The following is a 16024-nucleotide window of genomic DNA, read 5'->3' on the forward strand; positions in this document are numbered from 1 at the left end:
CACTGCTTTTCGAGAAAAATACTACTTTTGTTTCATAAAATAAATAGGTCTAATACTAAAAATAAACGTCTTCATGAAAAAGAATTCTATTTGTAAAATTATTGTGTCCGGTTTGCTTACGGCTGTTCCTTTGATGGGCATGGCTCAGCAGGTTTGTGGTAATAAGCCTTGGTCTGTACGTATGGCGGAATCAGAGATGGTGCGTTGTCCCGAATCCTGGCAATTGGATTTTCAGACCCGTTTGAAGTGGGATTACTGTCATGGCCTGGAACTTCAAGCTATGCTGGATGTATATGATGCATACGGTGATAAGAAGTTTTTTGATTATGCTGTGGCTTATGCTGATACAATGATTCATCAGGATGGCTCTATCGAAACTTATAAACTGGAGGAATATAATATTGACCGTCTGAATTCCGGAAAGATGCTTTTCCGTATTTACGAGCAGACTAAGGACGAGAAATACAAGAAAGCATTGGATTTGTTGCGCAGTCAGTTGGATACGCATCCTCGTAATGCCGATGGCGGTTTTTGGCACAAGAAGATTTATGAGAATCAGATGTGGCTGGATGGGCTTTATATGGGGCAGCCGTTCTATGCGGAGTATGCTTACCGTAACAACCGTGTGAATGATTATGCTGATATTATCAATCAGTTTGTTACAGTGGCTCGTCATAATTATGATCCGAAGACTGATTTATACCGCCATGCATGTGATGTGAGCAAGCGTGAAAAGTGGGCGGATAAAACTACCGGATTGTCACAACATTGTTGGGGACGCGCCATGGGATGGTATGCAATGGCTTGTGTGGATGTACTTGATTTTATACCGGAACACGAAGCCGGACGTGAATCTGTTATCGAAATATTGAATAAACTGGTTGCCCAGATTAAACGTACTCAAGATCCTGCAACAGGGGTATGGTATCAGGTGATTGACAGAAGTGGGGATGAGGGGAATTATCTGGAATCCTCTTGTTCTACCATGTTTGTATATACTCTGTTGAAAGCGTTACGTAAGGGATATATTTGTCCTTCGTACATGGAAGTGGCTAAAAAGGGGTATGAAGGGCTTTTGACCCAGTTTATAGAAGTGGACAATAAAGGGGTAGTTTCTATCACTAAGGGTTGTGCTGTCGCGGGTTTGGGAGGTAAGCCAGTGTATCGTACCGGAGATTATAATTATTATATAACTGAAAAAATACGTTCTAATGATGCGAAGGCAGTAGGTCCGTTCATTATGGCCAGTCTGGAATGGGAACGTTTGTTTCAGAAAAACAATTGTGGAACTGCATGTAAATAATAGGGGGTGATACGATGAGGAAAGTTTTAGGATTATTGTTGCTGTTGGTTGCTGTTAGTGGAACATGGGCTCAGGAACGTCAGGATACAATTGTAGTTTCACGCGATGGAACGGGGAATTTTCGTACTTTGCAGGAGGCTATAGAGAGTGCGCGGGCTTTCATGGATTATACTGTTACGATCTATGTGAGGAACGGAGTATATAAGGAGAAAGTGATTGTTCCTTCATGGGTGGAAAATATAGATATTATAGGTGAAGATCGTGATAAGACGATTATTACTTATGATGATCATGCGAATATAAATAAAATGGGTACTTTCCGCACTTATACGGTGAAGGTAGAGGGTAGTGATATCACTTTTAAAAATTTGACTATTGAGAATAATGCGGCTCAGTTGGGACAGGCGGTAGCTTTACATACGGAAGGTGACCGTTTGAAATTTATCAATTGTCGTATCTTGGGTAATCAGGACACTATTTATACCGGTGCTAAATTTACCCGTCTTTATTTTAAAGATTGTTATATTGATGGTACTACTGACTTTATTTTCGGTCCTTCCACCGCTTTATTTGAAGATTGTATTATTCACAGTAAACGCAATTCGTATGTAACGGCTGCTTCTACTCCGAAAGAGGCTAAATATGGATATGTCTTTAAGCACTGTAAGCTGACGGCAGAACCGGGAGTTGATAAAGTGTATTTAGGTCGTCCTTGGCGTCCATATGCTTATACCTTATTTATAGAATGTGAGTTGGGGAAACATATTGTTTCTGCCGGATGGCACAATTGGGGCAAGCAGTCTAATGAAGAAACAGCCCGTTATATGGAATATAAAAATACCGGTGAGGGCGCAAATGCTTCGGAAAGGGTGGCATGGAGCAAACAGTTAACAAAGAAAGAAGCTGAGGCGGTGACGGTCGATGCTATTTTTCGTACTCAAAGTAATTGGAATCCAATAGACTAGATTGATTTTGTAATTGCTTGAAAAGGAGACTTCTACGTTGGTGGAGGTCTCCTTTTTTTGTTGTTTTGAATAATTGGAACCCGTGAAAAATACCTAATAAATCCACATAAAAAGATAAAAACTACACATCAAGGTAACGTTATATACGTAATTTTGCAACAGTGAAACTAAGGTCAAAACCTTAAAAAAACATTTTAATAACTATAAAAACACATCTTATGAATCTAAAAGAATTAGCTAGAAAAGCTATCTCAACTCTCTTTTTGAGTATGCTTTGTTTGGTTGCTTTTGCTCAAACCGCAACAGGTTTGGTGAAAGACAAGACAGGCGAACCCATGATTGGTGTGAATGTATTGGTAAAGGGAACAACCAATGGTACAATCACGGATTTCGATGGTAAGTTTTCAATTCCGGATGTTCCGAGTAATGCTACTTTAGTGGTTTCCTATATTGGGTATCTTACCAAAGAGGTAAAATCTGGAAAAGATTTGGTCATTGTATTGGAAGAAGATAACAAGACTTTGGATGAAGTCGTTGTTATTGGTTATGGTACGGTGAAAAGACGTGATTTGACTGGTTCTGTCGCTTCTGTTACCGGGGAAAAATTAGCGGCTAATCCGGTTGCCAATGTCGCACAGGCTTTACAAGGACAATTGCCTGGTGTGAGTGTGACTTCTCAAGACGGTCGTCCGGGTGCAGGTATGTCTATTCGCATTCGTGGAGGTGGTTCTATTACTCAGTCTAATGATCCCTTGTTTATTGTAGATGGTGTTCAAGTTAGTGGAATTGATGATATTCCTGCTGACAATATCGAAAGTATTGATGTGTTAAAAGATGCTGCTTCTACGGCTATTTATGGTGCTCGTGGTGCTAACGGTGTAATATTGGTTACTACTAAGGGAGGCAAGGATGGCCGGGTTTCTGTCAAATATAATATGTATTATCAGATGAAGGAGAATCCAAAATTATTGGAAACTATGGATCCTTATGATTATGTATATAATACATGGGCATATATGAAGAGTTTGGGAGATTCTTATGGTGATGGAGTTGCCAGATATTTTGGATTAGGATCCAAGTATGGAAATCATTTGAATGAATATAAAAATATGACCACTCATAATTATATAAATGATTTGATGCAGACTGCGTCTTCTTGGAATCATGATGTATCTTTATCTGGTGGTACAGACAAAACTAAGTTTTATTCATCAGTTAACTATATGGATGATGAAGGTATCCGTGTGAAGTCTGGTTTCCAACGTTGGAATGCGAATTTCAAATTGACGCAAAAAATTAATAAAAAGTTAACTGCGGACTTTGATTTGCGTTATAGTGAAATAGAAGTTAATGGATCAGGTTTTGGTAATGCAACCTCTGCTTACACTTATCGTCCTGTGGATAATCCTTTGGGTGATGCTTCTTTTACCGCTGGATTTGGTCAAGGTGATACAAATATGGAAGAAACTAGTAATCCTTTGTATTACTTGGATACTGTAGATTATATAAAAAACATGTACCGTATTCGTGCAAAAGGTGCTTTAACTTGGAATATTATTAAAGGCTTGACGGCAAAGACGGAATTATCGTTAAATCGTAATTGGAACCAGGAAAAGACATGGGATGCAGGACAGACAGAAAAAGATAATAGTTCTGCTAAATTGAAGAAGAGTGATGGTTACGGTGTGCGTTGGGCAACTACTTTGAATTATGAAGTACAGGGGCTTGGAGATGATCATAATTTGTCTTTCTTGGTTGGTAATGAAGTCTTGGCTTCAAAGTCAGATTACACTGAAATATATGGTGTAGGGTATCCTGAAGGATTTACAATGGATGATGCGTTTGGTATGATTAATATGACTACTCCTTCATTGGGACAAGATTATTTTAAAGGTGAGATAGGTACTCCTAATCATACTTTATCTTGGTTTGGTCGTGCTAATTATTCTTATAAAGGTAAGTATCTTTTAACAGCTACATTCCGTGCTGATGGTTCTTCTAAATTTGCACCTAGTCATCAGTGGGGGTATTTCCCGGCTGCTGCGGCTGCATGGAGAATTTCAGATGAAGCTTTTATGGAAAATACAAGAGATTGGTTGGATAATCTAAAACTTCGTGTATCGTATGGTACTTCTGGTTCTGATAATATTGATGCTTCTTTATGGAGAGAAACATGGAAAACAAAACAAATTACAGTGGATGGTGAAAAGGTAACCACTTATGTACCTGGTGATATGAAAGGAAATCCTGATTTGAAATGGGAAACTACTATTAGTCGTAATTTAGGTGTTGATTTTGGTTTCTTTAATAATTGGGTTCGTGGTAGTTTGGACTATTATTGGAATACGACAAAGAATATTTTAATGAAAGTGCCGATTGATGCAGCGTCTGGTTATAGCTATCAGTTCCAAAATGTAGGTAAAACCTCAAATAAGGGAATTGAATTGGCTTTAGGCTTTGACATTGTTCGTGGTAAAGATTTTAATTTAGGTGTAAACTTGACTTATAATTATAACAAGAATAATATTGACGAACTGATGGACGGAGTCTTGGCAGATACGAGAGCTATGAATGATTGGGGCTCATCTATGGCTAAGCCTGCTTATGATTATATTATCCGTGAGGGGCATCCTGTAGGTACTATCCAAGGTTTTAAATCTGAAGGATATTATACGATTGATGATTTTACTTATGCGGATGGTAAATACACGTTGAAACCAGGGGTTCCGGATATTCAAGGTATTGTGAATTATCCGGATGGAGTTAAAGTGCTGGCTGCGGATGGACAAACCGCTGTACCGGGTATGCCTAAATTTGCAGATACAACAGGTGATGGTGTTGTGGACGAGGATGACAAAACGATTATCGGCGAAGCTATGCCACAACATACAGGTGGTTTTACAATTAACGGTAATTGGAAGGCAATCGATTTCTCTGTAGGCTTTACTTATCAGATTGGTGGTGATGTGTATAATGCCAATGCAATGCACTCCTTGATGGGAAATAAAGACAATTCCGCTGGTCAGAATCGTTTGAAGTTCGTTTCTGAAACTTTCAAATATTATGATGTTGATACAAACGGTGACTTGATGCTGGTGAAAGATCCTACAGCTTTGGCGGCTCTTAACGCGAATACAAATTACAGTTCTTTCTTCTCTGAATATGGAATCGTAAGTTCTAAGTTTATTGAAGATGCGTCTTATTTGCGTTTGAATACATTGACAGTAGGTTATACTTTCCCAAAAAATTGGATGAATAAGATTGGATTACAGAATGCACGTGTGTATTTTACAGGAAGTAACTTGTTCTGTATTGATGGGTATTCTGGTATAGATCCGGATGTAAACACGAAGACTGATGGTAAGGATGGTTTTCCTACACCTTATTTTGATTACCAGTCTTATCCTAAGGCTAGAACTTATACCTTTGGTGTTAATTTAACTTTCTAATTAATGGAGATGAATCGTATGAAAAAAATAGTATATTCAACACTTTTCTTTGCTGGAATGTTTTTGACTACAGCATGTAGTGATTATTTGGAGGTTGGCTCTCCTTCTATTGTAGATTCGGATTTTGTCTTTTCTAATCCGACAACAGCACGTGCCGCATTAGACGGTGCTTATGAACAGTGGAGAGATTGTGCGCAGAATAAGGTTTTTGGCGATGGATTGTTTTATGCTGCTGATATTGCCGGGTCTGATATAGAACGGCACCCGGAGTCTTTCTCTAATCAGTTGGGGCGCCATTATCCGGAATGTCTTTATCAAAACGGTACATATGCAAGTAGTTATGGATTGACTTCGTATTTGAAGGAGAATGATATTTATGCTAGCTTGTATGCGGTTGTAAGCAAAGCCAATGCGGTGATAACATCCATGGAAAATGCGGAAAATTTTGAATCGATCATCAATGGTGGACAATCAGAGATGGGGCAAATGTATGGTGAGGCGGTAGCTATGCGTGCTACGGCTTATCGTGAACTGTGTAAAAATTTTGGAGATGTTCCTTACGTTGGCGTTTATGGTGTTGTGCCTAAAGGTTTGGTTTCCCGTGATTCTATTTATGATGTATGCATTGAAGATTTGCAGAAAGTGGAACCTTTGATGTACACCATTGGTTCTATTCCCGGCATTGCTGCTGCCAATAAAAATTATTTTTCTAAAACCTATGTGCAGGCTTTGATTGGAAGAATGTGTTTGGATGCAGCTGGATATCAGACTCGTCGTGGCGATATAAAACGTGTAAACGGAAAAGGGGAAATCATGACATTTGAAACCAAAGGGAAAGAAAATAATGGAGCTACTTATGGACGTCGTTCTGACTGGCAAGACTTGTACTCAATAGCTAAAAAATACTACGAGGCTTTGTTGGCTGATCCGGGTAATGCACAGTTTCATTTGACTGATCCACGGGGTGCCTCGGATAAATCCGGACGTACTTTTAATAATCCGTACCAGTATTTCTTTGAACAGATGCATATGGATGATGCTATTTATGCGGATGAGTCTATTTATGAATATCCCATGCAGCAAGGTGGTGGAAATGATGGTCGCCCCTATTCTTTCGGTCGTCCTTCGTCTGGTGGCTCAAAGGCTGCGTATCCATGTAAGAGCTATGGACAGGGACGTATAAATCCTGCTTATTTTTATGGAGTCTTTGATCCGAATGATATGCGTCGTGATGTGAGCATTACTATGACCGGCAGTAATGGTAAAGGGGTTGAGAAGTTAATTCCTTTTGTTCCCAACTCAAAAGCTGAAGGCGGTGGCTTGACATTGAATAAATGGGATGAGAATCGTCAGGCTAATCCATGGGTGGCAGCACAACGTAAATCAGGTATCAATGGTCCGTATATGCGTATGTCTGAAGTTTATTTGGGCTATGCGGAAGTATGTGCGGCATTAGGTGATGTGGTTACAGGTAAACAATATTTAAAAACGGTTCGTGAACGTTCGTTCCCGCAAGGTTTGGCTAACACAGATGCTTTTATTGCATCTTTTGGTAATGACTTAGTTCGTGCGATTATTGAAGAACGAGGGTTTGAATATGCAGGTGAAGGTGATCGTCGTTGGACATTGATTCGTTCTGGTTATCTTCCGGAAGATATAAAAAGAATCAAAGATATGACTAAAGCTATGATGGATGGTTTGGCAACTAAAGGTTATTATGAGTTTGAAAATGGTAATATTATTTCTGCTTATATATGGACAAAATTAGTTGATGCAAAAACTATATATGGTCATCGTTTGACAGCACAGTGTCCGACAGACAAGGTCAATGATCCGGTGCTTTATCCGGGATGGCGCGGACAAAAGGATAATTGGGAAGAAATGGGATTGAATTATGGAAGTTCGATTCCTGCTACCAATTTAGCAATAAAAGGGTTGTTTGAAATAGTGTCTGAAGAAGAGGCAGCATCTCTTGAAAGCCAAGGATATGCTAAAGTTAATTGGGGTATTGATTTGGTTGATTATAGAGATGAATATGATAAGTATCTGTTTTGGGATTATGATTACGTTTCGGCTCCTATCTATTTGTGGCCGTTTACTCCTAATGTAATGGCTGCCGGTGGCTTTACGAATGGTTATGGCTTTAAACAGGAATAATAATTCATTCGTTAAACGAAAATAAACGTATGGGGAGAGGGCGTATTGTAAATGCTCTCTCCTTTTTTGTGTTTCTTAAGAATGTATTTTTAAACAAGCATTCCTGTTATTATCGCATTGACAATTTGAACTTAAGGTTTGCTTTCTTAAAGTTTGTAATTTCTGCTACCATAGCTGTACCATTTTACCGAATCACCTATGGATAGGGAGATGTAGGTGGCAGCAGAGTAATCAAACTTTGTTGTAGGAAGTTACAATAAGAAAGGCAGAAATCTTTTTTGTGATAGGTTTGTTCGTTTGTTGCAAAATTGTGCACATAAAAGACCAATTTTTACCTTGTTCTTCTTTTATGGCCTGTTACTTTTGTATCAAGACATATTTTAATCAGATACGAAATGAAATTAAAGGTTTTAGTAAGTACAATAGTTAGCATCATGATATGGCCGGCAAGTATTACGGCACAAAGTGAATTGATTCCAATGATAGAAATACCTGCGGGAAATTTCTATATGGGGACTTTGGGTGGAGATGAAAATTATGATGAAGCGCCTATGCATAAGGTGCACATATCTAAACCGTTTAAAATGGGACTGACCGAAGTGACTAATGCGCAATATGAATTGTTCTGCCCCGAACACAAGTCGCTGCGTGGTAAAAATGGTTTTTCAAGTGAAGATGACGAAGCGGTGGTGTTCGTAACTTATCAAGATGCCGTTGCCTTTTGTGACTGGTTGACTCGGAAAGAAGGAAAAACTTATCGTCTGCCTACCGAAGCTGAATGGGAATATGCGTGTAAGGCAGGTCGTTACTGGAACTTCTATATGGATGACAAGCTTCCTGCCGCCTGGCAAAAGAATCAAGTGATAACGGCTACTCTAAAACCCTTGCCTTTGAGAGTGGCACAAACTCCTCCCAACGACTGGGGCCTATATGATATGTGTGGAAATGTGGAGGAGTGGTGTTTGGACTGGTATGGACCATATATAGACAAGGAACAGACTGATCCTGTCGGCTATTCGGACGGTATAGCACGTGTGACCAGAGGAGGTAGTCATAATACGCCGGTGAAATATCTCCGTTCGGCAAACCGTATGGCTATGTTGCCGGAGGATAAACATGCAATGACGGGCTTTCGGGTGGTACAGGCAGAGTATCCGCAGACCGCTCCGCTTTCTCAGCCAAAAGATGAGTATGTTGTGTCTCAGATAAAATGGGATTGGGCCTCTCAATATGTCACGGAACCTGTCTTCACTGCTCCTTTGGTTTATGTGCATGAACCGGATGCGCATAGTGGAACGCCTTTCTTCAAACATAATCATCAGCCGGCATTGACTTGGTGTGATAATGGAGATTTGTTAGCTGTGTGGTTTTCTACCAATGAAGAAAAAGGGCGTGAGATGGTGGTGCTCTCTTCGCGTTTGCGTGCCGGAAGCAGTGAATGGGAGAAGCCCCGTATGTTTTATCAGATAGCTGATCGTAACTTGACCGGAACTGCATTATTGAATGACCATCAAGGGACTCTTTATCATATTAATGGAGTGGAGGCGGCCGGACATTGGCAGAATTTGATGATGACTTTGCGTACAAGTACAGATAATGGACAAACTTGGAGTAAACCTCGTATTATTGCTCCAGAACATACGAGACGCCATCAAGTGATAGCCGGAACCTCTATTACAAAGGAAGGCTGGTTTGTTCAGGCTTGTGATGCCGGACCAGGTGGAAGAGACGGGGCGGCTGTTCATATCAGTAAGGATAAAGGAAAAACTTGGACGGATCCATGGGATGGAGCATCTTTGCCTGATTTTAAAGAAGGGGGTACAGGTACCACTATCGCTGGAATCCATGCCGGAGTGGTGCAATTGAAGGATGGCAGATTGATGGCATTGGGGCGTAATAATAGTATTCGTGATAAAGAAGGACATCTACGTATGCCCATGAGTGTGTCTGATGATATGGGTAGGACTTGGCATTATTCTGCTTCGGAATTTCCACCCATTGATGGAGGACAACGGTTGGTATTGATGCGTTTGAATGAAGGTCCTATTTTGCTGATTTCTTTTACTGAACATCCTTATCGTACTCCGAAGGAGGAGCGTGGAATGATGTTTACTGATCAATCAGGAAAGTCTTTTAAAGGATATGGCATGTATGCTGCTTTGTCATACGATGAAGGTAAGACTTGGCCTGTAAAACGTTTGTTGACTGACGGTACTTATCGTTTTCTTAATGGTGGGGCTTGGACTCAGTTTTTTGAAATGGATGAGAGTCATGCCGAACCTCGTGGTTATTTGGCTGGAACACAAACACCCGATAATATGATCCATTTGATAACAAGTCGCTTCTATTATAAATTTAATTTAGCTTGGTTGAAAGAAAACGAAAGTATTATATCTCCTCAATCTTTGTCTGAGTAAAGGGCGTAGAACGCATATATCCAACACTTTGTATTGTTTTTCTTTTGTTTTCTAGTCGTATTATTTGTTATAAATGAAAATAATCGAAATAGAATAAAGCAAAATAATGCAAAATGATTTTTGTTTTCCGAAAATATTTCTACTTTTGCAATGTGTGATTTAAGATACTATGATTATGGCGCACGTTTAAAGAGAACACAAAAAGAATTATTAAATCTAAAATGATTATTTGTTAACCCAGGAAAGTATGGAAAATGTTCAGAAAACAAGGCGTTTGTTTGCAAGCGCATACGGTTGCAAAGCCAGCCGTTCTTTTCTTATTTGGGGATTGTCGGCCGCAATGTCTATAAGTGTTATACCGATGATGGCTGAGATTTCTGTTGGTGAGAAAAACTATGGTACTCAAATTGTTAGCCAGACAAAGACTATAACCGGGACCATTATTGATGAAACAGGTGAACCTATGATTGGGGTGTCGGTTTTAGTTCAAGGGACTACTACAGGGGCAGTTACAGATTTGGATGGTAAATTTACATTGGAAGTTCCCACAAACGCTACATTGGTAGTTTCCTATATCGGATACAAGACTCAAAATGTAAAAGTCGGTAGCCAAAATACGTTTGCCATTAAGATGGAGAGTGATAATGAGGTGCTTGATGAAGTGGTAGTAATTGGTTATCAGACTATTAAACGTAAGGATTTGACTGGTTCTGTTGCTTCTGTTAGTGGTAAAACCGTGTCTGTTATGCCTGTTTCTAATGTAGCACAGGCTATGCAAGGTAAACTTCCTGGTGTGAACATTACCTCACAAGATGGACGTCCTGATGCAGCGATTTCTATTCGTGTGCGAGGAGGAGGTTCCATTTCGCAAAGTAATGAACCTTTGATTTTAGTAGATGGTGTAACTGTGAATTCTTTAAATGATATTCCGTCTGATCAAGTGGAAAGTATTGATGTGCTGAAAGATGCTTCTTCTACAGCTATCTATGGTGCGCGTGGTGCCAATGGTGTGATTCTTGTGACTACAAAGGGAGCGAAAGAAGGAAAGGTTTCGGTTTCTTATAATGGCTATGTTAAATTCAATACTCCGACTAAATACTTGGAAACATTAGATCCTTATGATTATTTGTCATTTGTTTGGGGAAATGCTGCCGCCAGTGGCGATGCATATCGTTTGCCATTTGAAAAATTATATGGTATTGGTGATTATTTGGGTAGTAATACAGGAGGTATAGAAAGCTATCGTAACACCAAGAATTATAACATCCAAAAAGATGTGTATAATAGTTCTGTATCCCATAATCATGATTTGTCTGTTAGTGGAGGTACTGAAAAAACAAAAGTCTTGTTTGCGATGAACTATATGGATGAGCAAGGTATGAAACTTAACTCTTATGCAAAGCGTGGAGGTGTTTCGTTGAAGATTAATCAGAAATTACGTGATAATTTAGATATTAATCTGGATACTCGTTATAGTGATATGCGTACTATGGGAGATGAAGGAACAACTAATGGTTCCGGCTCATTGCTTTCATCTTCTTATCGTTTTCGTCCGATTGCTACTCGTGATATTTTGGGGGACTTGAATGCTTTGCGTGAAGGGAATATGGAGATGTATGGTCGTCAGTCTACCTGGGATACTTATAGTCCTGTGGCTCGTATCGGAGATTATGATCCACTATATATTAAACAAAGACTTCGTGGTACTTTATCTTTAAATTGGAGATTGTTTGATGGCTTTGCTTATCATACTGACTTTACTTTAAACCAATCATGGGAACAAGATAAGATTTGGGGGGGAGCTATTTATAATAATTATTTGGATGACGAAACAGGAGCCAAACTATATGCGGGAAATGTGGAATATACAAAGCGTGACAGTTGGGGACTGCGTTGGACGAATACAATCAGTTATGACTTCAATTTTTTACCTAAACAGCATCGTTTGAATATTCTGTTGGGACATGAAGTTACAGACTCCGGAGGTAGTAAAATGTCAATTTCAGCTAGTCACTTTCCCTCTAATTTTACAAAGGATAATGCATTTGCCATGATTAACCAATATGATGCAGATCATGGAACAAGTAAATTTTCTTCTGGAGTAGATATTCCCGGACGTATTCTCTCATTCTTTGGTCGTGCTAATTATACATTGATGGATCGTTATTTGTTTACTGTGACATTCCGTGCCGATGGCTCTTCTAAGTTTTCCCCCGAACACCGTTGGGGATATTTTCCTGCTGCGGCTTTTGGATGGCGCCTTTCTGAAGAAACTTTCATGGAAGGGACGAAAGACTGGTTAGATAACTTGAAAGTCCGCTTGTCTTATGGTACGGTAGGTAATGATGGTATCAGCTCAGATTTATGGTCACAAACGTGGACTTCTGAAACAGATTTACGATATCAATATATACTGAATAACCAGTATTCATCTTCTTATGACCTTTCAACGGAACAAATGGCAAATAAAAATCTAAAATGGGAAACAACTATTACACGTAATTTTGGTTTCGATTTCGGATTTTTAAAGAACCGTTTGTGGGGATCTTTGGATTTATATTGGAATACAACAAAGGATTTGCTGATGTTGACTTCGCTTCCGGGGATTACCGGATTCACATCTACGTATGATAACATTGGTCAGACTAGTAATAAGGGAATTGAGTTTTCTTTGTCAGGTGTGATTTTTGAAAATAAAGATTGGAATATTACGGCTGGTATGAATATAAATTTCAATAAGGGTAAGGTCGATAAGTTGGCAGAAAATGTAACAGGTTTATATGGCTCTAGTTGGTGTGGCAGTAGCAGTTTCCCGGGTGAGGATTATATTTTACAGGAAGGCAAACCTGTGGGTATGGTCAGAGGTTTTATATATGATGGCTTTTATACTACAGATGACTTTAATTATGTAAACGGACAATATATATTGAAAGAGGGCGTGGCAGATTTAGGTTCTTTTATTAATCCTGTACATGGGGTGGACCGTCCGTCCGGACAAAATGCCTATCCGGGTCTTCCGAAATTTAGGGATATGGATAATAGTGGCAGCATTGATGAGAAAGATGTTACCATTATTGGTGATATGAATCCTGTTCATACAGGTGGTTTCAATATCAATACAACTTATAAAAATTTTGATTTAGGATTGTATTTTAATTGGAGTTATGGTAATGATGTGTATAATGTGAATAAAATCGCTTCCTTGTACGGCGCAAAAGAAAAGGGAGTATATGAGAATAAACTTGGTTTTATGAAAGACTCCTATAAGATTTATGACGTGGTAGATGGGAAATTAGTTCGTCTCACTACTCCTGAGCAATTAAATGCAGCTAATGTAAATGCTAATTTACCATTACCTTATAGTGAAAATGGGGTTACTTCCAGTATTGCTATTGAAGATGGTTCTTATTTGCGTCTGAACACGTTGACATTGGGGTATTCATTGCCCGATAAGGTTTTGCATAAGGCTGGTTTGAGTAAATTGCGTATTTATGGAACAATCTATAATTTGTTTACCTTAACCGGTTACTCAGGTCTGGATCCTGAAGTTAGTGCTAATACCTCTCAGAATAAGGCGAAATACCCTACAGTAGGATTGGACTGGGGTACTTATCCTAGAGCACGTTCGTTTGTGGTTGGTTTAAATCTTGCTTTCTAATCAAAAAAACAAATCATTAAATTAATTATTATGAATAAATTAGCAACATATATATCTGCATTGGCACTATGCTGTTCCTTTGCTCAATGTAGTGATTATCTGAATACTTCTTCACCGGAGAACACTGGAGATGAGTTTGTAACCTCTTCTACTTCCGAAACTTTTAAAATCCTGTCTTGGTGTTATGCTAATTATCGGCAGAATTGTATTATGGGAGCTTATCGTTGGAATGATCCCATTGGCTCAGACTCTGAAATATATCCGGAAATAGGCTCTTTAAATAATGCCAACGCTAGACTATTACCGGAATTGTTAAGTGTAAATGCTGGTGGTTCAGGCTTCAACGGGCTTTATACTACGATTGCACGTGCATCTAAGGTAGCGGAATTGGTAGCTGATAAACCTGCATTTCAAGATGCTGTGGCAGCAGGAAAAGTAAATGATTGGACTCAACTTTATGGTGAGGCTTTAACAATGAAGGCTTTCTGCTATTTCGATTTGGTAAAACATTATGGTGATGTACCTTATGGATATGAAAATAACAATGTGGAAGATTATTCATTGACTTCCCGTTTTGAAATTTATGATAATCTTATTGAGATATTGAAGGAGGCAGAAGCATTGATGTATCCACTGGGAGAAGGTGGCATTACTGCTGAACGTTTTTCCAAGGGGTTTGCTGACGCGTTGTTAGGACAGATAGCTCTTTATTCCGGTGGATATCAGACAATTCGTACAGATGTGCCCGGTTTGTATGGTGACGTACAGTTTACGACAAAAGGAAAAGAAGAACTAGGATGTGTCTATGCTCGGCGCAATGATTATCTAGATTATTATAAGATTGCCGAGAAGTATTTTCAGGCTGCTTTGAATAATAAAGGGACGGCTGCTTTAGTTACGGTTGATGACCGGAGTTATGCGAATAACCCGTTTCAGCGTCATTTTCAATATACTCATGATCTGGCTCTGAGCCCAGAATCTATTTTTGAAGTAGGTAATATACAAGGGGGACAAAGTGGGCAGACTACTACCAGTGAATATTCTTATGCTTTTGGACGTCCGTCCAGTGGTGGTAGTAATCAGGCTGCGCCTTGCAAGTCGTTTGGGGCGTTACGTATTATTCCCTCTTTCTATTATGGTGAGTTTGAAGCAGGTGATATGCGTAGAGATGCTAGTGTGACTGTTACTGGTAGTAAAGGTGATGGCAATGAAGCTCTGTTGTCTTTTACTCCGGGTAGCAAGTTGGATGGGGGAATTGCTATTAATAAATGGGATGAGAATCGTATGAATCCTCCTTATACTACATCTCAACGTACTTCGGGAATGAATTGGCCGGTGTTGAGGCTTGCTGATCTTATTTTGATGCAAGCGGAGGTCAAAGCGGAATTGGGAGCGGAAGGAGAAGCAATCCAATTACTTAACCAAATCCGTCAACGTGCATTTGGGAATTCTGAACATGCTATTTCAGCTTCAGGTGAGGCTTTGAAGGAAGCTATTTTGCAAGAACGCAAATTAGAACTTCTAGGTGAAGGGACTCGTCGCTGGGATTTGATTCGTTCTGGTAAGTTTGTGGAAAAAGCTTTAGCTGTTCGTGCAGAAATGACGGAGATGGTTAATGATTTGCAAACAAAAGGATATCATGAATTTGCTAATGGTAATGTGATTTCGAATTATGTATATACTAAGAAAGTGTATTTAAGTTCACCGCTGACTTTTGATCCAGATGAGTCGAATCCGGCTCTGTATCCGGGATGGAGAGGTCAATATGATTATAGCACTACTCCGGTAAAAGTTACTGGGACAGACCATAATCTGGCTATTGAGGGGCTGTTTAATTATATAGATCCCGATGGTGCTGAAGCAAAGAGATTGCTTGACGAGGGTTATACACAGGATGATTGGGGAGTGACATTGGTGAAATATGCTGATCATTATACAAATAGCAATTTGTTGCCGGGAGTAAAAGAAGGTAATGTTCCTCCCAGATATTATTGGCCTATTCCATTTGAAACGCTGAGCAAGTCTAAAGGCAAAATAACGAACGGATATGGCTTGGCACAAGAATAAAGAGTATA

The 16024-nt window shown here is 39.4% G+C and carries 7 protein-coding genes; all 7 read left to right on the plus strand.

Annotation, left to right across the window (positions count from 1 at the left end; translation table 11 throughout):
- The first annotated feature begins 73 nt into the window (after window positions 1–73).
- The 7 genes from GKD17_RS02600 to GKD17_RS02630 all read left to right on the plus strand — a co-directional run bounded on the left by GKD17_RS02600 (window position 74) and on the right by GKD17_RS02630 (window position 16016).
- Complete coding sequence (locus GKD17_RS02600; protein WP_007836494.1) at window positions 74–1303, plus strand: glycoside hydrolase family 88/105 protein; 1230 nt, start codon at window positions 74–76, stop codon at window positions 1301–1303.
- A 14-nt stretch (window positions 1304–1317) separates the two neighbouring features.
- Entirely contained in the window at window positions 1318–2268 is a 951-nt protein-coding gene (locus tag GKD17_RS02605) for a pectinesterase family protein (protein WP_007836492.1), read from the plus strand.
- A 218-nt stretch (window positions 2269–2486) separates the two neighbouring features.
- A complete protein-coding gene (locus GKD17_RS02610) occupies window positions 2487–5717 on the plus strand; it encodes a SusC/RagA family TonB-linked outer membrane protein (protein WP_007836490.1) in 3231 nt (1076 codons plus the stop codon).
- A 3-nt stretch (window positions 5718–5720) separates the two neighbouring features.
- Window positions 5721–7874, plus strand: a complete 2154-nt coding sequence (locus GKD17_RS02615; RefSeq protein ID WP_007836488.1) for a RagB/SusD family nutrient uptake outer membrane protein — start codon at window positions 5721–5723, stop codon at window positions 7872–7874.
- Between the two features lie 395 nt (window positions 7875–8269).
- Window positions 8270–10291 carry an SUMF1/EgtB/PvdO family nonheme iron enzyme gene (locus GKD17_RS02620; RefSeq protein WP_007836483.1) on the plus strand — a complete coding sequence of 674 codons (2022 nt, stop codon included), beginning with the start codon at window positions 8270–8272 and terminating at the stop codon, window positions 10289–10291.
- A gap of 247 nt (window positions 10292–10538) precedes the next feature.
- Window positions 10539–13949, plus strand: coding sequence for a SusC/RagA family TonB-linked outer membrane protein (locus GKD17_RS02625; RefSeq protein WP_007836481.1), 3411 nt, complete (start codon window positions 10539–10541; stop codon window positions 13947–13949).
- Window positions 13950–13979: 30 nt separating this feature from the next.
- Window positions 13980–16016: a RagB/SusD family nutrient uptake outer membrane protein gene (locus tag GKD17_RS02630; protein ID WP_007840585.1), complete on the plus strand. Its 2037-nt coding sequence runs from the start codon at window positions 13980–13982 to the stop codon at window positions 16014–16016.
- Window positions 16017–16024: the final 8 nt, after the last annotated feature.

The sequence above is a fragment of the Phocaeicola dorei genome (assembly GCF_013009555.1).
Taxonomy (GTDB): domain Bacteria; phylum Bacteroidota; class Bacteroidia; order Bacteroidales; family Bacteroidaceae; genus Phocaeicola; species Phocaeicola dorei.